The sequence below is a fragment of the Paenibacillus sp. FSL H8-0317 genome (assembly GCF_045040685.1).
GTDB lineage: Bacteria > Bacillota > Bacilli > Paenibacillales > Paenibacillaceae > Paenibacillus.
Genome location: NZ_CP150294.1, coordinates 5,870,486 through 5,889,175 on the forward strand (window position 1 = coordinate 5,870,486; position 18,690 = coordinate 5,889,175).

The following is an 18,690-nucleotide window of genomic DNA, read 5'->3' on the forward strand; positions in this document are numbered from 1 at the left end:
CTTCACTTATGACGGAGGAGCAATCCTACACAACCGAAGAAATATCCAAGCTACTCAAAATATCGAAACTGACAGTTTATGACCTGATCAAAAAAGGAGACCTCGTCGCATACCGTGTAGGTAAACAAATGCGGATTGATGCTACCGATCTGGAGGCATATAAACGTCGCTCCAAGCAATTTCATTCCTCAGGTCAGCGTATCCCGACTCCTCATCAGACCTCGGCGTCAGGAACTCAGCCAGGTCAGGGTGATTTTCAGGGAACTTCCTTACAATCGACTGTACCCGTTGGTTCTCCGCATACAATTACTCCAGCGAGTTCTACCCATACAATGACCTCTGCACCACGGCATCTGGTCATAACAGGTCAGGATGTCAGTCTGGATATTCTAATGCGCCATATGGAAAAACAAACTCGGGATATTCGTCCGCTACGCTCGTTCATGGGTAGTCTGGATGGGCTTATCTCGATGTATCGCGGTGAGTCCGATCTGGTCAGCACCCATCTGCTCGACGGAGATACGGGTGAATATAACTTGCCGTATATTCGCAAAATTCTGACGGGGCGGTCCTATGTTGTGGTAAACCTGCTGTCACGTCCTGCCGGACTATATGTACAGCGTGGTAATCCGCAGAACTTACAGAATTGGACCGATCTGAGCAAGCCTGAACTGAGACTAGCTAATCGGGAGAAAGGTTCTGGCGCGAGGGTTTTGCTGGATGAGCAACTTCGGCTGCACGGAATTCCTGCTGCAAGTCTTATTGGATATGAAGCGGAAGAAACCAGTCACATGGGCGTGGCTGCCAAAGTCAGTTCAGGTGAAGCCGATGTCGGAGTTGGCATTGAGAAAGCTGCACGACTTGTGGGTCAGGTTGATTTTGTCCCGCTCACTCAGGAGCGCTATGATCTGGTCATGCTGAGGAAACAAGGTAATGAAGCCTGGACTGAATCAGTCCTGCGAATTCTCCAATCGCCGGAGTTTAGGCAGGAACTGCAATCATTCGAGGGATATGATGTATCCCGGACAGGTGAGATTTTGTACGAAGCATAGGTATACCAAATGTAGACAATAACAGCCCATGCTCAACGTGTATTACACATTACATCATGCATATACAAAACGCCTTGCAATAGCTGCAAGGCGTTTTTGGTGTTTCTTTCTATATATAAACCATATGTGGATGAATGAATTTCTTAATGTGGCAAATCAATCTCCAGGATGAATACACCATACGCGGGCATGTTGATCTCATTCTGAAGTGTTGTACCGGACAGTAACTCTTTTGCTTGCTTCTTAAGCTTGATAGCCACTTGTTGATCCGAGTAGTTCAGTAAAAATACATAAGCTTTATCCTTACCGGAACGGATACCAAGCTCAACTTCGGACGGTACCTCTACCAGGTCACCCACAGGTGAAGATAGCCCTATTTCATCCAGAATAGCATCAACGACCGGTTCATTGTAAGCCGCTCCATAATACCATACTTGCCCCTGACCTACCACACGTTTGGTCAATGCAGGACTACCTGCATAATATTCGGATGTATACTCAGCCACAACCTGTACGTCAGGATGCTCCACATGAAGAACTTCATTAAATCCGGCCGTTGACGTTCCCTCCTGAAGTCGCTCACTCGCCCCACTCCATTGCAGTTTGGCTGCTGGAATGGTTCCTTTGATTAAGGTAAAGTCCTCTACGGTTACACCACACAACTCAGCGACAGCCCCAGGGAACGGTCTCATATAACAATGCCCCCTGAGATCCTTATATCCGGTGCGCGCACCGAAAAACAGGGTTCCCCCTTGACTGACATAGGCTTGCAGAAGTTCTGCTGTCTCGTCTGTCATGATGGCCGGGTGAGCATAAATGATCACCTTATAATCGGATAACTCTTCCAGTGTTGTCGTTGGTTGCAGTGTAACCATGTCCGTCGGAATATGACGATACTGGAGCTGTTTATACCAGGAGCGTACACTCTGTTGCTGAAGCGGGCCGTGCCATTCATCCAATTCCCCGTCCCACTGGTTATCGTAATCCTGTAGGATCGCAACATCGGCTTGATATGTAGTACCTGCAATAACACGCCCGATCTCGGCAAACTCTTCCCCTACTTGCGCAACCTCGCGTACCCTTCTGTTGGGTTGATTATGGTAATCATTGATGCCATGCCAGTACATCTCAGTGCCAAATGTTGCCGTCCGCCAGCGGAAGTAGACGAGTAGATCTGTTCCATGAAGAACAGATTGATACGACCATAATCGGATCTGTCCCGGTCTTGGCGTACCCATGCCTATACTGTCAACCCAGCCTCCTGGCCCAGACTGTTGTTCCATGACGCAGAAGTTCGGTGACATGTTACGTACGTTCGACAGTTTCATGCTCCAGGCCCGATCTTGTAATGAGTTATCATCTGTCCCTGGGAAGATCGTAGCAAACTGCGGATACGAATCATAGGAGAAGAAATCCAATAGCTCCTCTGTCATTTCATGATTATCCAAATGTCCAAACGTACCGTTTGTTGTGATCCAATGTTCCGGGTCCAGTTCCCGAATGATGTCCACCTGAAGCTTGGCAAATGAAATCGTATTGGCTGATATGAATCTCTTTTCATCCAATGCCAAGTGAGGATTGGGCGATGGACTAACCATATTTCGGGTAAGGTGAACTTGAGCCCAGTCGGTATAGGTCTGACTCCAAAAAACGGTTCCCCATGCCTGGTTCAGATTCTCCAACGATTCATAACGATTCTTAAGCCATTCACGGAAGGCGACATGATCTGCCTCAGCGTAGAAAACATCCATATGACAATTGAATTCGTTATCGATCTGCCAGCCAATAAGAGCCGGATGATCTTTATAGGCAATCACCATATTGCGCACGATTTTTTCACATTGCTGTCTGAAGATTGGGCTGCTGTAGTTGGTATGACGCCGCATTCCGTGTTGATACAACACCCCGTCCTTATTTGCGTTTAATACTTCAGGATATTGGGATGTTAACCACGCTGGTGGAGTTGCAGTAGGTGTTCCCAAAATAACACTTAAACCATATTGATGCGCCAGATCCAGTGCCTTCTGGAAAAAACTAAAATCGAACTGGCCTTCTTCCGGTTCAAAGATGGACCATGCAAATTCAGCCATCCGAATAACTGTGATATTCATCTCTTTCATTCTACGGAAATCGTCCTCCCACAACGCTTCCGACCAGTGCTCAGGGTAATAACAGACCCCCATTTTTAATTCATCCATTTGGATTGATTTTGCCACCTTTAATTGCCCCCTTAACCTGCCATATTGCCTCCATTCTATTGGAACCTTCACATATAATAAATGACAAGATTATGCGACTTATAATAAAATATTGTCATTGTCCAAGATTCGAATAACAGTAGGCTGAATCGATTTCAGTTCACTACATAAAAATATTGCGTTCAAATGGAGGATACACGTGAAAGAACACCTCTTTCTCCCCAAGCCGGTTTTCCCCAGACATGTATGCTTTCCCGATTTTATTGGAGGGTACAGTGATTTTCCAAAGCATCGTGTGGATCGGGAATATCAAACGAAAGATATCAACTTGGATCATTGCTACAATCTGCACCTTGTACTTGACGGTAAAGGCTACTTGGACACTGGAACCACTTGTTATGAGCTAACGCGTGGACAGGGATTCCTCTATGGTCCCGGTCTCAGACAAACCTACTATTCAGATTTGGATGACCCTTGGAATATTCGTTGGATTCACTTTTACGGCGTTCGTCTCGAAGAGCTGTTAAATGGAAAAGGGATTGACGAGCCGTGGCTGTTTCAATGTTCCAACCTCCCGGTGATTACCAAACTGATGGATCGATTACTGGAGCTAGGCAGAGGCTATCAGGTGGAGGACGAGCACAGTGTGTCAGCTACTCTATATGAGCTTCTGACCCGATTGCAATCCGCTGCGAGCCAAATCAATGTTTCGTTAAATCACACTTCAGAGCGAATTCGTGAAGCAGGGAATTATATTCGTTCCCATAGTAACGAGCACATTACACTAGACCACGCTGCCGGGATTGCAGGATACAGTACAACATACTTTAGCCGAAAGTTCAGTCAGACGTTTGGCATCTCCTTCCCGGAATTCCTGATGGAATCCAGGTTATTACATGCGAAACAGCTGCTCGCAACAACCAACCTTTCCATTAAACAAATTACGCTGGAAACGGGATTTTCACAGTCAAGCTACTTCATCCGCTGTTTTAAAACCCAGGAAAACGTAACACCTATGCAATTTCGAATGATGCACAATCATTCGTTATAGGCACGGCACGTATTTCTTATCAAGCTGACGTAAAAGAAGACTCTGCATACAACATGCAGAGTCTTCTTCGCTCATTTTTCATATATGCTCATTTGTATCTTCTTCCTCGTCAGCCTTATATTCCAATATATCTCCAGGCTGACAATCCAGTGCTTTACAGATGGCATCGAGAGTCGATAAACGGATCGCTTTGGCTTTTCCTGTTTTTAATATGGAAATATTGGCGATCGTGATCTCAACTCTCTCGGCAAGCTCGGTAACCGTCATTTTCCGCTTTGCCAACATCACATCAATGTTGATTATAATGGCCATATATTCACCTCAGACCACTAGGTCATTTTCTGATTTGATATCAATCGCTTCCTGTAACAATCTTTGGAGCACAGCGGAAAATACTGCAATGACCAATGAAGCAAAAACAGGAACCATCCCCATAAGAATGAGGCCTGGGGCATCATCTTTCTCTGCTACAACATAAACAAATGGCAACATCACAAAATAGAGACTACTGATTACAATAGCACAATATTTTATTGTTTTTAAGGATTTCACCGACATTAGAGAGAATGCTTCATTTTTGTCGATGTAACTTAGCAGACGGAATGCCTGGTACAATGCAACGATAAACGGAATAACGGACACATACATAATAATCACTATGGGGTATAGTGCACCTGCATAATTCGGATTCACCGGATTGTTCGCTAACCAGGGTATGCCGAATATACATAAGGCAAGAATGGGAACACCAATAAGCAACACTGCCAATTTTAAAAAGAGGGTCGTACCTCGCTTCACAAAAAGCACCTCACTTGTTTTAAGTGATATGAATTTATCATATTATTTATCGTTTTACAATAAATTTTTATTGCAAAACAGATTTTATTTATTCTTTTGCCCATTAAGGAAGAAAGACCAAAAGAATAGCCCCCTCTTTGCTTCAATGTTTCTTGGACATAAAAAAAGCCCAAAGATAGCCACTGCATGTGGTTATCTTTGAACTCGCTCATGTACGCCAGAACAGTCCAGCCTCATCCCGTTCCACCTGCTCGAGAACATTCTCAAAATCGGAACAAGGTGTAATAACATCTACCGGATTCCAGCTGCTCTGTTCATCTCTGGCATACACTTTCCACTGATTTTCTTCCCAGTAAAATCGGGCAATATGCATCTTGTCCCATTGATACCGTTCCTCGGCGGGTCTTTCTTCGGTCAAGATCAATTCATTGTCATTCATCTCATATGTCAACTTCACCATCGTACGTAGTGGCGCAGGAACCTTCTCGTGAATATATCCGTTCATTACGGACTGAATTCTTCGTAACGTAAACGAGTCCAGCATGAAGATGCACATCCTTTCAGCCAAATACACCCTTGATCATTTTACCAACTGGATTTCGTTACACCAGGAATCTGTCCTTGATGAGCCAATTCACGGAATTTAATCCGAGACACCTTGAACTTACGTAGATAACCCCGCGGGCGGCCTGTCACTTCACAACGGTTCTTTAGTCTGGTCGGAGATGCATTACGCGGCAATTTCTGCAATGCTTCATAATCCCCTTTTTCCTTCAACTCCCGGCGCAGGTCCGCATATTTTGCCACGATTGCCTGACGTTGCTTCTCACGTACCACTTTAGATTTTTTAGCCATGAATGACAGCTCCTTTATCCATTGAATTTATGTTTATTTATCTATATAAATTGAACTAAAGAATATTTACACTGCACACTCCGATGACAGAACAACCTTCCGATCGCTGTTATCCCCAGATTTTTTTGATTCCTTTTACAAAGGGTAAATCCGGGGATAGCGTATGCTTCCGATGTAGCTTTCTTGCAGAAAGCTTGTAGGCGAACGCTCCGCTTCTTCAGGTTCTTTCTGTCCTCTCCGTTTTGTGTAAATGTTTATTTCAATTTATATAGATGTGCTTATACAGCGCTACTCCCAATGCAAAACATCATCTTCCGAGTTATACGACTTCCACAGGCCATGGCAGCGGATTGTCGAAATGGCCCCAGTCAGCCAGCATTTCTTCATCACTAAGCAGGCACTGGTCCAGCTCGTCTTCAATGCTCTCACGCTCCATTTCGATCCCAATCATGACAAGTTCCGTCTGACGATCTCCCCACTGGGCATCCCATTTCTCCAGAACATCCGGTTCGTTACGTAAAATCTCTTCTTTGTCCGCTTCTGGCAACGCCGCGACCCAATGTCCCGCAGGACCGAACTGAATGGATGGCCCTGCCTGACTGAGGCTTGCAGCAACGTCCCCTTCAGCCGCGAGCCATACCAAACCTTTGGCACGTACCACTTCTTCCGGCCAGTAACTCATGAACTCAGCCAGACGGGAAGGATGGAATGGCTTTCTGCGGCGATATACGAAGGAACCAATGCCATATTCCTCGGTTTCCGGTGTGTGCGACTCCTTCTCCAGTTCCTGAATCCATCCAGCGGACATGCTCACCTTCTCGAAATCAAAGCGGCCTGTATTCAGAATCTCAGACGGATTCACCTGTCCATTCTCGGTCCGAATGATCTTGGCGTTAGGCTGTAACTTGCGGATGATACCTTCGAGCTTGTTCAGCTCGGTGTCATCGACCAGATCACATTTGTTCAGCAGCAGTACATCACAGGTTTCGATCTGATCGATCAACAAGTCTACGACGTCACGGGTGTCCTCATCTCCGGTCGCCTGGTTACGATCCAGAAGACTCTGTCCTGATCCAAAATCATGCCAGAATCGATTGGCATCCACCACCGTTACCAGACAATCCAATCGGGCCAGGCGAGTCAGATCAATACCCGACTCCTCATCGGCGTATGTAAAGGTCTGTGCAACTGGAACAGGTTCACTGATTCCGGTGGATTCGATCAAAATATAGTCATACTTGCCTTCGTTCACCAGCTTCTCAATCTCTTGCATCAGATCATCCCGCAAGGTGCAGCAGATACAGCCGTTGGACAGTTCCACCAACTTCTCTTCAGTACGAGACAAGGTTGCCTCCCCCTTGACCAGCGCAGCATCAATGTTCACCTCACTCATGTCGTTGACGATTACGGCAACCTTAAGCCCCTGTCTGTTGTTCAACACATGATTCAAAACCGTCGTTTTCCCTGAACCGAGGTAACCACTCAGTACGGTTACCGGAACTTGCTTTTGTGTCATAGATCTCTACTCCTTATATGTGCAGTCTGTGTAATTCAGATCTTAATAGTAATTATTACGATTAATAATAATGACTATAATCCTGTTGGACGGTCGTTGTCAAACTATTTTTGATTCAAGCTGCAAAAAAACAAAAAAAAGGCTCATGACCGGCCCTTGCACTTTCGCATCCTGAGGATACGTTTTGGCAAGAAGTGAGTCATAAACCTCCTCTGTAAATGTTCGCAATACATGCGGGATAGGCTAGACAGCGGACTATATCAATATAAATTAGAAATTGAAGTGATCCGTGTAAATGTTCTTTAGTTCAATTTATACAGACACCACAGATGTAGCCTTATTCCCCGCTTCCATCCGTTGCCTGAACATCAACACCAGAAGCATAGCCGCAATAGAGAGCAACGTGCAGATCATAAACATGGTCGAATAAGAACTCACCTGTACAATGAATCCCATCGCAAGTCCTCCCAGAGAGAATCCGAGGTCATACGAGGACATGAAGATCCCCATGAGTACATATCTGGAATCCGCAGGCAGCACAAAAGACAGATATGTGGTTAATGTCGGGTACAACAGTGCCAGGGCAAAGCCGCTGAACACCGCGGAGAGATACACCAATGGCCCGATGATCTCCATTAAGCTGAGTAATTGGGTACCCAGTGCTGCACACAGCATTAACCCTGCCATCAGCCAGGTATTCCAGCTACCGTCGGACGGAATTTTTTTGCGCAAAATAAACCTGCACAGGATCACAACCAATCCCTGTATCGTCAGAAATACCCCTGCACTCGCCATTCCGGTGGATACCATATACAGGGGAAGAAAGGTCGCTGTCGCCCCAAAGACGCAGGACGCAAACAACATCACCACACTGCTAATCAGCAGTGGCGTACTGCGCCAGATGCCGCCGAATGAACGAAACATATCGCCCAAGGTGTACGATTTGTTCTGCACGGTACTCCGCGGCAAATCCACATTATATCCAATCAGAAGTGGCAGCGCCGCCAGTCCGATCATCAGCAGCGTAAACGCCAGATCACTGGCATTTTCCCAGATTTGTATGGCGAGGATCGGAATGACCAGAGAAGGAACCATCGTAAACAGGGTGTACATGGACAGCCCCTGTGCCCGGTCTTTGTCCTCCAGCTTTTCCACAATGCCTGCCTGCATCGTCATGGAGAAAAAGGCCGTAGCTACCCCTTGCAGGGCCCGCAACCACAGATACGTCTCCACACCAAAAACAACAAACAGCAGCAGCGTTCCCGCATGCAAAAGCAACAGCCATTGCATCACTCGAAGCGGCCCATGCTTACCCAGCAGCTGCGCTGCAAAAGGTCTCAAGAGCATACAGGTGAACATATATGCCCCCATCATCAGACCAATCTCAGCCTGATTCAATCCAGCGGCTTCGCTTCTCAGAGGCAGAATAATCGTCAAAGCTGAATTTGCCGCAAAAAATAAAAAGGCCAGCATATAAAACCGGATAAACGAAAAGGATACCGGATTTAATTTTCCATTGGATGTTGCTGTCATTGAAGCCTTCAAACGTTCGTCACCACTTTCTCTCCTGGCAGTCAACTCACAGATGTACCTGTCACGGGTCTTCGCCGTTCATAGGCAAAAACGATCATTACCGCTCCTAGGATAGCACAGATCATGTACATAAATGAATAGGAAGAGAAGTCAGCGACGGGTCCCATAATCACACCACCCAGAGAAATCCCCAGATCAGCCATCGCGATAAATAACCCGATCAGGACGTTCCGGTTCAGCTTAGGCAACACAAAAGACAAATAGGTCGTGAGCGTCGGATACAGAATGGCTTGAGCAATGCCCATGAATATAGCCCCGACATAGAAAAAGACTACGCCTCCTGTCACCGAAAAACTCACACATTGGGCAGCAACGGCCAAAAGAAACAGGGTACCCATGATAAAAGGAGAATGCCATCTCCCATCAGAAGGAATCCTTTTCCGGAGCATGATTCGAGCCAGCACAACCGTCCCGGCCTGAAGCATCAGATACACACCCGCATTCCCATTTGGTACTTGGCTCGCATACAGCGGAATAAAAGTTGTAATTGCACCAAATACAACGGAAGCCGCAAGCATCAATACACTGCATCGAAACAGAAACGGATTTTTCACCAACTGAGCAAAGGATTCCCACATACTCACGTTCTGCTCCGAAAGATTCTCAGCAGATTGCTCTTTGCTTGGTTCCATTTTGGCGGTATATCCGAAGACGCCCGTACAGACGGCAATGCCGATCAGAACCACTGTAAAATAATCCATACCACCCGTCTGCCAGATTCCTAACGCGATTACAGGCCCCACGATCCCCGGTATATAACTGAACAACGAATAATACGAAATTCCCTGTGACCGATCTTTCTCCGGAAGAGCATCAATAATGCCAATCTGCAAGGCCATGGAGAAGAACGCTGTTGATACACCTTGTAAAATACGAGCAACCAAATAACCTCCGAGTCCCGTAAAGGTATATAAAATCAGCGCAAATCCATTGATGATCAGAATCAAACGCAATATTTTGATCGGACCGTGCTTTTGAATAATCCGACCTGCCCAGGGTCTGAAAAACATGGTTGTGAACATATAAGCGCCCATGATCAGTCCAATCGTTGTACCGCTCGCGCCCAAAGACGCCCCTTGCAATGGGATGATCACGTTAAGAATGGCATTGGCACTAAAATACAGAAGAACCAGTATGTACAAGCGTAGAAAAGGCCAAGACATCGCTCCACTCACAATGGGTGTTCCCCCTAAAATGTAATTAAATGCTTCAATAATTTCTTCGCATAGTCTGACTGAACATCCTTTAGCTGCTCAATAGGAACGATCTCTTCAATCTGACCCTCTCTGAAAATGATAACCCTGTCACAGATATAAGCTGCCGCCTGTATATCATGCGTGATAAAGACATAGCTCAGCTTGTAGATTTCCTTAAGCTCTTTCAACAATTGCAGTACCTGAATCTGAACAGACACGTCCAGTGAGCTGATCGCTTCATCGAACACGATAAGTTTTGGGGCTGTCGAGATGGCCCTGGCAATGCACACTCTCTGAGCCTCCCCGCCGGATAGTTCATGCGGATATTTGGATCTATAGGAAGGGTCCAGTCCAACTTGATTCAGCAACAGATCTACCTTTTCTGAGTTGCCCTGATCCTTCCGTAGCTTCTGCTGCGCTTGCATAGGTTCCATAATGGCAGCTTCCACATTAAGAAATGGATTGATGGATGACGTATAATTTTGAAAAACGGCGCTGAGGTTACCCATCCGTACACGTCGATCCTGTACGTCTTTACCATCCAGCGAGATCGTTCCACGATCCGCCCGTTCAATGCCCAGGATCAGACGGCCCAACGTCGATTTGCCGCTTCCGCTTTCACCGATGATGCCCAGACATTCGCCATGCCGGCATTCAAAGGTAACTTGTTTCAAAACTTGTTGTCTGTGCTTGGAGAACAGTCCGCCTTGGTTATATGATTTTTCAATACCTTCCACCTTTAGCATCTATAAGTCCTCCTGCATCAACGCCTTAAAATGATTGCTCAGCTCCAATCGGGTAGAGACCAGATACTTCGTATAGGCATGCTCCGGCTCTGTCAAAACAGAATGCATGCTACCACGCTCGACGATCTTGCCGTCTTTCATGACCATCACGTCATCTGCAATCTTCTGAACGACGCCGAGATCATGGGAGATGAACATCATGGAACAGCCCATGCGTTCGCGTAATTGAATCAATTGCTCCACCACTTCATATTGGGAGATCGTATCCAGCGCCGTTGTCGGCTCATCCGCAATAATGAGATCGGGCTCAAGCACCAATGCCAGTGCAATCATGATTCGTTGCAGCATCCCACCGGACAGCTGATGTGGATATTGATTCAGAATCTCGCGCGGATGTCTGAGCATGACGCTTTCCATGGCATTGATGATTTTCCGCTCAATCTCGCGGGTATTCCAGCCAAAATGCTGCTGAAGCGTCTCCCGAATATGGACACCAATAACACAGGAGGGATCAAATGCACTCATGCCATTCTGCAAAATCATACACAGATGTTTGCCCCGCTTACGCCGCATCTCCCGTTCCGAAAGCTGGTTCAGGTCTTCGCCCTGAAATAACATTGTGCCCGATTGGCGAATCCATGGCTTGTTCAGTCGCATGATAGCCCTGCACGTAACGGACTTCCCGCTACCACTTTCCCCCACGATGGCCATACAGCTTCCCTGCTTAACTTCGAATGAACTGTTATGAATGATCACTTTACCTGTATTGGTATCCCATACTTTCAAATGTTCAACCTCGACTATATTCATAAGCCGTCTTTCTCACCTCACTTTCGTAAGACTTGTCAGACTTACCTTGAGAGGTCATCAATTTGGGGTCCAGAGCTACTTGAAGGGCATCCGATAAAAAATTAAAAGCAGACACCACCACCACAATGGCCAGGCCTGGTGCCAACATCAATTCAGGTCTGGAGAACATAACTTCCCTCGCCTCATTGAGCATCATCCCCCACTCCGCATGCGGAGCCTGGATTCCAAGCCCCAGAAAGGAAAGGCCGGAGATCTGCAACATCATCGAACACATGGAACCACTGGCAATGACAGCAATATCGGCAAAGGTAACTGGAACAATATGTTTGGTTATAATTCTCAGACTGGGTGTGCCGGAGGCTTTGGCGAATTTTACATAATCCATATCGGAGAATTGCATCACTGACGTTCGAATAACGCGGGCAAACCACGCCCATTTCATCCACACAAAGGCAATCAAAATATTCTCTAGTCCTGCACCCAAAATACCGACCACCGCCAGTGTCATCACGTATCCGGGGAAAGACAGCATAATGTCACAGACTCTCATGATCCATGCATCCACTTTCCCCTTGAAATAACCCGCGACGAATCCAACAATAGCTCCAATCAGAACAGAAAGGCTCAGCGCAACAAGAACCCATAACACACTTGGACGGATACCATAGATAAGCCGGGATAATACACATCTGCCCAGATGATCATTGCCTAATAAATAATCCCAGGATGAGGAGGCATAACGAAGCTTCATATTCACTTGTCCAGGATCATGCGGCGCAATAAGCGGAGCCAGTACGCCCGCCATAATCGCGACCATAATCACTACCAAAGAGGTCAACGCAAGCTTGTCTTTGCTCAGATTCTTCAATATTCGCATCAGAATTCCTTTCTCAAACGAGGATTCATCGCCGCATTAATGATGTCGGATAACGTGTTAAATAAGACAAAGGTTACAGCCAACATCAGAACATACGCCTGAATAATCGGAAAATCCCTGCTTAAAATGGATTTTACACTGAGCCTACCGAGTCCCGGCCAGGCAAATACATTTTCGATGACTACCGTACTGCCTAGTACAATCGGGATCGCCATGCAAAAGATGGACACAGCCACCTGTAATGAATTTCTTAGAATATGCAGAGTAACTTTCTTCTCACTCAGACCACTTGCCCGTGCATATAACACATAGTCCTCATTCATATTGCTCAGCATGGAACTTCGAACCGTTCGGAAGTAAATGCCCGTATAACTCACCGTGATTACAATCACCGGCAGAATGTAGCTTCGATACGAGTCCATGCCACTAGTAGGTAACAGGTCCAGCTTGACGGAAAAATACCAGATCATCATGGCTGCAAGCCAGTAGGATGGCATGGCGGTAAGGAAAAATGATACACCTCTGACCGATCGATCCAGCAGCTTGCCTTCTCTCATGGCACAGATCACACCCAGCAGGATGGACAGCGCAATAATGAATACCGATGAGACAAGCGTTAACTTCAATGTGTTCATAAAAGCCGGCCCCATCAATGACCATACGGGTTCACCAGATACATAAGAGTTACCAAAGTCCAACTGCACAACAGCCATGATCCAGTTCACATACTGGATCATGAACGGCTGATCGAACCCCAATGCCTTGTTCGTCTGGGCAATTAATTCCTCTGTGATCTGCGGAACTTCCTGTGCCTGTAACACCACAACCGCCGGGTCCAAGGGAGATAGATTAATCAGAACAAACGTTATAAATGAAATGATAATCAGTAAAGGGATGGTTAACAGAATCCTTTTGACGATATAACTTCCCATAGCCATCTCCGCTCTATTTAAAATTCATTTTTTCAAAAGGTAGTTCATATTGGGTCTGTTTGAATGAGATTCCATCAAGATTCTCAGGAGCGACTACGGTGACACGCCCGTTGGTAATCGGGATGAAGACTGCTTCATCATGGACGATCTTCATAATGTCAGCATACAGGGATTGGCGTGAAGCCTCATCCGTGGAGACCATAACCGCATCGATTTTCTGATATAGTTCATCTGCTTCGGCAATTCCGCTTGTCGTATGTTTGTATGCTGAATCAGACGTAAATGCAGCAATGGTACTCTGTGGATCATAGGCCAGCCCCCAGGTTTGATTAAAGAGCAGGTCATATTCCCCGGTGGCTCTCCGATTCGCAATGGAAGTGGACTCTTCGCCCAAGATTTCAAGCTGAATTCCCAATTCTTTCATGGAGTACTGGATCAATTCGGCCTGTATTTTCTGTGAAGACGAGTTGCTGTCATAGTATAATTTCATGGCTAAAGGCTGACCGTTCTTCGTTCTCACCCCTCCACCATCTGCCAATGTCCAGCCAGCTTGGTCCAGAAGATTTTTAGCCAATTCCGGATCATACTCCCGTTTCTTCAGGTCTACCTTGGCGTAATTGACATTGGCTGAAAATAGCGTGTCCGCTACAGTCTGCGTTCCGTTGAAAATATCTTTACTGATCGTTTCCCGATCAATGCCCACCCATAACGCTTCCCGCACTGCCGTTTCCTGAACCGGACTATTCTGGCGACTGCTATTGGCTACGATCATATTCGTATTCATTGCTTCACTTCGGACCACTTGATAACCACTAGATTCAGCCAATTGATCCATGGCTTCGACATCGATACTATCTGCTCCCCGGTCATCGGTGAACACAAAGTTGATCTCTCCCTTTTGTAGTGCCAGGAATGTCGTTTCACCTGCGGGAAGAACCTTGGATGTGATTTTCTTGATTGCAGGTGCACCACCCCAATAGTCTTCATTGGCTTCAAACGTGGCATTCTCTTCGACTTTATGAGCAGTAAGCTTGTATGGTCCTGTGCCGTGGAAACCACTTACTCCGTCTTTGGTTCCACCATCCTTGAAATCCTTGGGTGATATGAAGACGTAAGGTCTTGTCATTGACAATTCCACCAGTGCCGGATAATAGGCTTCCGACAGCGTCAGCTCCACCGTATGCTCATCGATTACCTTTACACTCGTGATTTTGGTAGACAGCTTGATCCAAGCATGTTTTTCGGCATTTGCCTGTACTGCATCGATATTTTGTTTAACCGCCTCTGCGTTGAACGGCTCCCCATCATGGAATTTCACATCTTGTCGCAGATGAAAGGTATAAGTCTTGCCATCCTCGGAAATATCCCATGATTCAGCCAGCAATGGCTTGATTCCGTCAGGGGTGTTTTCCACCAGAGACTCATATACCATCCCTTGCGCAGGCATGGAGCCTGTATACAGATGAGGGTTCATATCATTAATATCTTTGGCAGAAGCATAGATAAGTTCCGTTTGTACTTGGCTATTGGCAGGCTCCGTTTGTGCGCTCTCTTTCTCTTTTGGGCTCTGTCCGCATCCGGCGAGCAGCGCAATGGCAGACACCAGCAATAGTATGGATGTAAAAGTAAGACCCTTTTTCACAACATTTCCTCCTGATGATTAAGTTACAAGCAGACCTTGTAGGTTACATCGGACCACTCCGATTGCAGTACCATCTTCCGATCGCTGTTATCCCCAGATTTTTTTTGATTCTCTTTTCCATAGAGAAAATCTGGGGATAAAGGCGACCGCTTCGCTTCTTCAGATTGGTTCTACACTCTCCGTTATGATGTAAACATCAGGTTCAACTTGATTAATTTGAGATGTAATTAAACCTTGTTACTTACAAGTCCGGTGCAGATCATGCGAATATCCTCGTCAAAGGATTGGATTACAAAGGCATTGGACAAGCGCTGGTCCGGGTGTGCGTCAACCACTTCCTGAATTTTCGCCTCATACCTGGCGATAAATTGATCAATGGTTGGACAGCTCACATCGAGGTGTCTGGCTATGCCCTGAATGATTTTGATGCGGTAGTAATCTTCCTTGGGCATACGAGGAATGTCCAATTCCCCTTCGCGGTTCATAAACGTTTTACGGAATGGGACTGCTGAAAAGTCGAAATATTTCCCTCCCGAATCGGGTTCCGAGAATGGATCAATCAATAATGAGGTGTACCGTATGTATAATAAATACTCTTGATGAATGACCTGCAGCTGATTGAAATTCTCGATATCCTGGCGTGATATACTCTCTAATCGAACCGGATAGTTGTCATCCGTCATGAACTGAAGCAGGTTGACTCCCTGAATATCAAGTCGGTCCGTAATATTCATAATCTCCTGCCACTGTGCCCGCATTTCCCGTATCAAAACTTGTGTAATCGGACCTTCAGGATACATCTTGTATACGTACTTCTGAATATCCGAATCTCCAAAGATGGCTTCTAATGAAAAGTCATTCATGAACAAGGGTGGATGCACGTACAACGAGATATTTCTCGTTTCCGCCTCCAGTGGGGATCGCATCACTTCCAGCACAATACCCAAACGATCATACACTTGGCGTAGCTTGCTGACCTGTTCAGACGGGTAACGAGTGGAACCGATATAGACCTTTTTCTTAACCCCTGTTGTAATCACATGATTGGACGGATGTTCGTGCATCCAACGGGTATCTCCAAGGTAGGTGGAGAAGCTGATCACTTCCGGCTCTGCATTCCGCTCTCTCATGTAATGGGTCACGAGTCGATTCGACCCAAACGTTGGAGAAATCAAAATGATACATTTCAGTTGTTTAATGAATTCATTTTTCATTTGTTCCAATACATCGATATAAGCATCGGTGGTAACCGCCAAAATGAGTGTATCCCATTCACCCTCAATGGTGTCATATCCCTTGAACACATGATCAACGTAACACTCACCTGCGAGCGATTGATGTTTCTCATTTTGAATGCTGACCTGAATACGTTGATTGTTCTCTTCAAGGGCTGAGAATACGGATGCTGAACGAACCGATTGTCTCCCCGCAATGCCTATACTGCAGTTGAGATGATCTTTGAGCGTTGCCGCAAGCTGAATGGATGCAGGTCCGGTTCCGAGTATCAGAATTCGCTGAAGATTACTCATATATGCCTCCTATATTCAAAGTTCAATCTGGACTCCATCGGGATTGACTTGGATGGTTATGCTTTTTGATACAACGCAATATCGAACACATCATCCGGGCGCAGGATCGTATCCACCAGCTTCCACTTGTTGCTGTCCGTCTCTCTCATGGGATAATTGAACAAGGACTTCAACTGATCACCGTATCTCATGGCTACAACCACCTGCGCATTCGTCAGGGCATGCAGTTGATCAAGCAGCTCATATTTAGGGGCCACCGTAGAGCTGAAAATGATATGGGTTGCTTCCCTGGTATAATCCAGATCCTCCAGCAATGTTGACTCCAAACGAATCTTCAAACCCGTACCCAGTGTATCCACCACTTTTCGCCCGAGTGTAATGGACTCTTCATCAATATCGATCCCGACAACCTGTGCACCTGTTCGCTTGGCAATGAGTAATGGTGTCATGGGGAATGAACCGGAGCCTACCAGCAATACGTTGGAATCGGAGGTGACATGGAAACTACCAAATTCTTTATCGATACACTCTTCTATATTTTTGAAATAATCGGCAATCTGCACATCCCCGTTCTCTAACTTCAATGCACGATATTTCTCCATGATCGCCACACACTGGGCGGATTTATTTCTTAACTGCCATACAAGCGAATCCAGTTCTTCCAACTCCGAATGCTCCAACTGTTCCCAGGCTGCCTTATTGTTCTGATCAGTCACAAAGCGGGAGTAGTCATTGATCACAGCCTCAAGCTCTGCACTATGCTGAATCGTATGATCATACTTGTTCGCAAGCTTATCGAATTTCTCTGCAAATTCACTCAAACATGTCTGAAAATGGACCAATGTGATCATTTCTTTTCCCCCTATACGTTGTCTCGATCATGTATCATGTCCCTCATGCGTTTACAACGCTCCATTCTGCTGGAGCATCTATGAAGGCTTTGCCCTGAGCCACGATGCCAACAGATCCCTCAATCGTAATGCTCCCAAGTTCTGCGCCATCCCACTCGGCCACCACTTTGATTGCACCACCGGGCTGCTTGATGTACTGAGTAATTCCTCTCTGCTGGCTCCATGCGAGATACGCTCCTACGGAGGCCGTACCCGAACCACACCCTCTTTCCCAGATCAGACTGTCCAGCTCCGGAACATAGATGAGTGGGGCCATTTCTTCCAAGTGTGATTGATATAACAAGATACCAATCAGCTTATCCCCCAGGGTTAGTCCCAGTAATCTTGCAAGGGTCTGTGCCCTCTTCTTCATCGTATCGTCGAAGTCATCAACTTCGATCACGATATGGATGAACTCAGCGTACCGGATGATCACCATATCGAGTTCGATGCCTTCGTATCGGATTGTTCGTTGTTCGATCTGCTTCGGAATCGGCATGCTTACCTGGCAGTCGTATTCGTTCTGCTGTTTCTTCACATGGCACATGATCAATTGGTCAGTTCCGGAAACCTCCAACATGATATCCATAGATTCCTGATGTGCCAGTCCTGCTTCAGATGCGAGGTGTGCTGCAAGTGCCATACAGGCATTGCCACAGAACTCTCCTCCGGCCATTTCCAGATGAGAAGCAGCTTCCGGTCTCCTCGTTGGTTCAATGAATCCCACTTGCTCAGCGTAAACGTTGTCATACGACATTAGGCGGGTAGCAATATGACTGTATTGCTCGGCTGCATGATCTGTTTTAACCAGAATCGTCATGTTTTGGGTGGGACTGAACTTGATAAAATCGATCTCCTGTTTCATCGCAGCGACTACTCCTGTTCTCCTTTTTTATCTAATAGTAATTATTACGATTAAACGTCGAGAAAAATATAGCACATCTTTTTGGGAAGCGTCAACAAATATTTCCATTAAAAAAATAAAATTTAACAATACCTTTAGCT

General features: G+C 46.1%; 18 protein-coding genes. 2 read left to right on the top strand and 16 right to left on the bottom strand.

The annotated features are described in order from the left end of the window. The first annotated feature begins 8 nt into the window (after positions 1-8). Positions 9-1,052 carry a substrate-binding domain-containing protein gene (locus MHB43_RS26340; RefSeq protein ID WP_405130772.1) on the top strand — a complete coding sequence of 348 codons (1,044 nt, stop codon included), beginning with the start codon at positions 9-11 and terminating at the stop codon, positions 1,050-1,052. A gap of 143 nt (positions 1,053-1,195) precedes the next feature. Here the strand turns inward: MHB43_RS26340 and MHB43_RS26345 are convergent, their stop codons facing one another. Beyond that, a complete protein-coding gene (locus MHB43_RS26345; RefSeq protein WP_405130773.1) occupies positions 1,196-3,268 on the bottom strand; it encodes a beta-galactosidase in 2,073 nt (690 codons plus the stop codon). Positions 3,269-3,449: 181 nt separating this feature from the next. On the opposite strand from MHB43_RS26345, the gene MHB43_RS26350 reads away from it, so the two are divergent. Then, entirely contained in the window at positions 3,450-4,301 is an 852-nt protein-coding gene (locus tag MHB43_RS26350) for an AraC family transcriptional regulator (protein WP_405130774.1), read from the top strand. 78 nt (positions 4,302-4,379) lie between these two features. Here MHB43_RS26350 and MHB43_RS26355 read toward each other — a convergent pair whose 3' ends face one another. The 15 genes from MHB43_RS26355 to MHB43_RS26425 all read right to left on the bottom strand — a co-directional run bounded on the left by MHB43_RS26355 (position 4,380) and on the right by MHB43_RS26425 (position 18,550). Further along, positions 4,380-4,613, bottom strand: a complete 234-nt coding sequence (locus MHB43_RS26355) for a helix-turn-helix domain-containing protein (protein ID WP_405130775.1) — start codon at positions 4,611-4,613, stop codon at positions 4,380-4,382. Positions 4,614-4,622: 9 nt separating this feature from the next. Continuing rightward, positions 4,623-5,099 (bottom strand): DUF2975 domain-containing protein, encoded by a 477-nt coding sequence (locus tag MHB43_RS26360; protein WP_076211191.1) that lies wholly within the window; start codon positions 5,097-5,099, stop codon positions 4,623-4,625. A gap of 208 nt (positions 5,100-5,307) precedes the next feature. Continuing rightward, a complete protein-coding gene (locus tag MHB43_RS26365) occupies positions 5,308-5,643 on the bottom strand; it encodes a DUF3024 domain-containing protein (RefSeq protein ID WP_169480557.1) in 336 nt (111 codons plus the stop codon). Between the two features lie 41 nt (positions 5,644-5,684). Further along, positions 5,685-5,954: a 30S ribosomal protein S14 gene (gene rpsN, locus MHB43_RS26370; protein ID WP_036605831.1), complete on the bottom strand. Its 270-nt coding sequence runs from the start codon at positions 5,952-5,954 to the stop codon at positions 5,685-5,687. Positions 5,955-6,273: 319 nt separating this feature from the next. After that, complete coding sequence (locus MHB43_RS26375; RefSeq protein WP_221820957.1) at positions 6,274-7,470, bottom strand: GTP-binding protein; 1,197 nt, start codon at positions 7,468-7,470, stop codon at positions 6,274-6,276. 312 nt (positions 7,471-7,782) lie between these two features. After that, positions 7,783-9,003 carry a staphylopine family metallophore export MFS transporter CntE gene (cntE, locus tag MHB43_RS26380; RefSeq protein ID WP_339179028.1) on the bottom strand — a complete coding sequence of 407 codons (1,221 nt, stop codon included), beginning with the start codon at positions 9,001-9,003 and terminating at the stop codon, positions 7,783-7,785. A 41-nt stretch (positions 9,004-9,044) separates the two neighbouring features. Further along, positions 9,045-10,238: a staphylopine family metallophore export MFS transporter CntE gene (gene cntE, locus MHB43_RS26385; protein ID WP_221820958.1), complete on the bottom strand. Its 1,194-nt coding sequence runs from the start codon at positions 10,236-10,238 to the stop codon at positions 9,045-9,047. A gap of 14 nt (positions 10,239-10,252) precedes the next feature. After that, positions 10,253-11,005, bottom strand: coding sequence for an ABC transporter ATP-binding protein (locus MHB43_RS26390; protein WP_405130776.1), 753 nt, complete (start codon positions 11,003-11,005; stop codon positions 10,253-10,255). After that, entirely contained in the window at positions 11,006-11,815 is an 810-nt protein-coding gene (gene cntD, locus MHB43_RS26395) for a staphylopine uptake ABC transporter ATP-binding protein CntD (protein WP_405130777.1), read from the bottom strand. It lies immediately after the preceding gene. Next, on the bottom strand, positions 11,796-12,692 hold the full coding sequence (cntC, locus tag MHB43_RS26400; RefSeq protein WP_405130778.1) for a staphylopine uptake ABC transporter permease subunit CntC: 897 nt from the start codon (positions 12,690-12,692) through the stop codon (positions 11,796-11,798). The genes cntD and cntC overlap by 20 nt, the downstream gene beginning before the upstream one ends. Next, a complete protein-coding gene (opp1B, locus tag MHB43_RS26405; RefSeq protein ID WP_133387061.1) occupies positions 12,692-13,624 on the bottom strand; it encodes a nickel/cobalt ABC transporter permease in 933 nt (310 codons plus the stop codon). Before opp1B ends, cntC begins: the two co-directional genes overlap by 1 nt. 13 nt (positions 13,625-13,637) lie before the next feature. Next, positions 13,638-15,266, bottom strand: coding sequence for a staphylopine-dependent metal ABC transporter substrate-binding lipoprotein (cntA, locus tag MHB43_RS26410; RefSeq protein WP_339179038.1), 1,629 nt, complete (start codon positions 15,264-15,266; stop codon positions 13,638-13,640). 227 nt (positions 15,267-15,493) lie between these two features. Beyond that, complete coding sequence (locus tag MHB43_RS26415; protein WP_339179041.1) at positions 15,494-16,795, bottom strand: opine metallophore biosynthesis dehydrogenase; 1,302 nt, start codon at positions 16,793-16,795, stop codon at positions 15,494-15,496. Positions 16,796-16,851: 56 nt separating this feature from the next. Further along, on the bottom strand, positions 16,852-17,646 hold the full coding sequence (locus tag MHB43_RS26420; protein WP_221820963.1) for an SAM-dependent methyltransferase: 795 nt from the start codon (positions 17,644-17,646) through the stop codon (positions 16,852-16,854). Positions 17,647-17,689: 43 nt separating this feature from the next. Then, positions 17,690-18,550: a diaminopimelate epimerase gene (locus MHB43_RS26425; protein WP_339179045.1), complete on the bottom strand. Its 861-nt coding sequence runs from the start codon at positions 18,548-18,550 to the stop codon at positions 17,690-17,692. Between the last annotated feature and the right edge of the window lie 140 nt (positions 18,551-18,690).

Coding starts and splice junctions, on each gene's coding strand:
- MHB43_RS26420 (WP_221820963.1), bottom strand. CDS start 17,646: ATGATCACATTGGTCCATTTTCAGACATGTTTGAGTGAATTTGCAGAG.
- MHB43_RS26365 (WP_169480557.1), bottom strand. CDS start 5,643: ATGCTGGACTCGTTTACGTTACGAAGAATTCAGTCCGTAATGAACGGA.
- rpsN (WP_036605831.1), bottom strand. CDS start 5,954: ATGGCTAAAAAATCTAAAGTGGTACGTGAGAAGCAACGTCAGGCAATC.
- cntD (WP_405130777.1), bottom strand. CDS start 11,815: ATGAATATAGTCGAGGTTGAACATTTGAAAGTATGGGATACCAATACA.
- cntE (WP_339179028.1), bottom strand. CDS start 9,003: ATGACAGCAACATCCAATGGAAAATTAAATCCGGTATCCTTTTCGTTT.
- opp1B (WP_133387061.1), bottom strand. CDS start 13,624: ATGGGAAGTTATATCGTCAAAAGGATTCTGTTAACCATCCCTTTACTG.
- MHB43_RS26375 (WP_221820957.1), bottom strand. CDS start 7,470: ATGACACAAAAGCAAGTTCCGGTAACCGTACTGAGTGGTTACCTCGGT.
- MHB43_RS26415 (WP_339179041.1), bottom strand. CDS start 16,795: ATGAGTAATCTTCAGCGAATTCTGATACTCGGAACCGGACCTGCATCC.
- MHB43_RS26390 (WP_405130776.1), bottom strand. CDS start 11,005: ATGCTAAAGGTGGAAGGTATTGAAAAATCATATAACCAAGGCGGACTG.
- cntC (WP_405130778.1), bottom strand. CDS start 12,692: ATGCGAATATTGAAGAATCTGAGCAAAGACAAGCTTGCGTTGACCTCT.
- MHB43_RS26355 (WP_405130775.1), bottom strand. CDS start 4,613: ATGGCCATTATAATCAACATTGATGTGATGTTGGCAAAGCGGAAAATG.
- MHB43_RS26340 (WP_405130772.1), top strand. CDS start 9: ATGACGGAGGAGCAATCCTACACAACCGAAGAAATATCCAAGCTACTC.
- MHB43_RS26425 (WP_339179045.1), bottom strand. CDS start 18,550: ATGAAACAGGAGATCGATTTTATCAAGTTCAGTCCCACCCAAAACATG.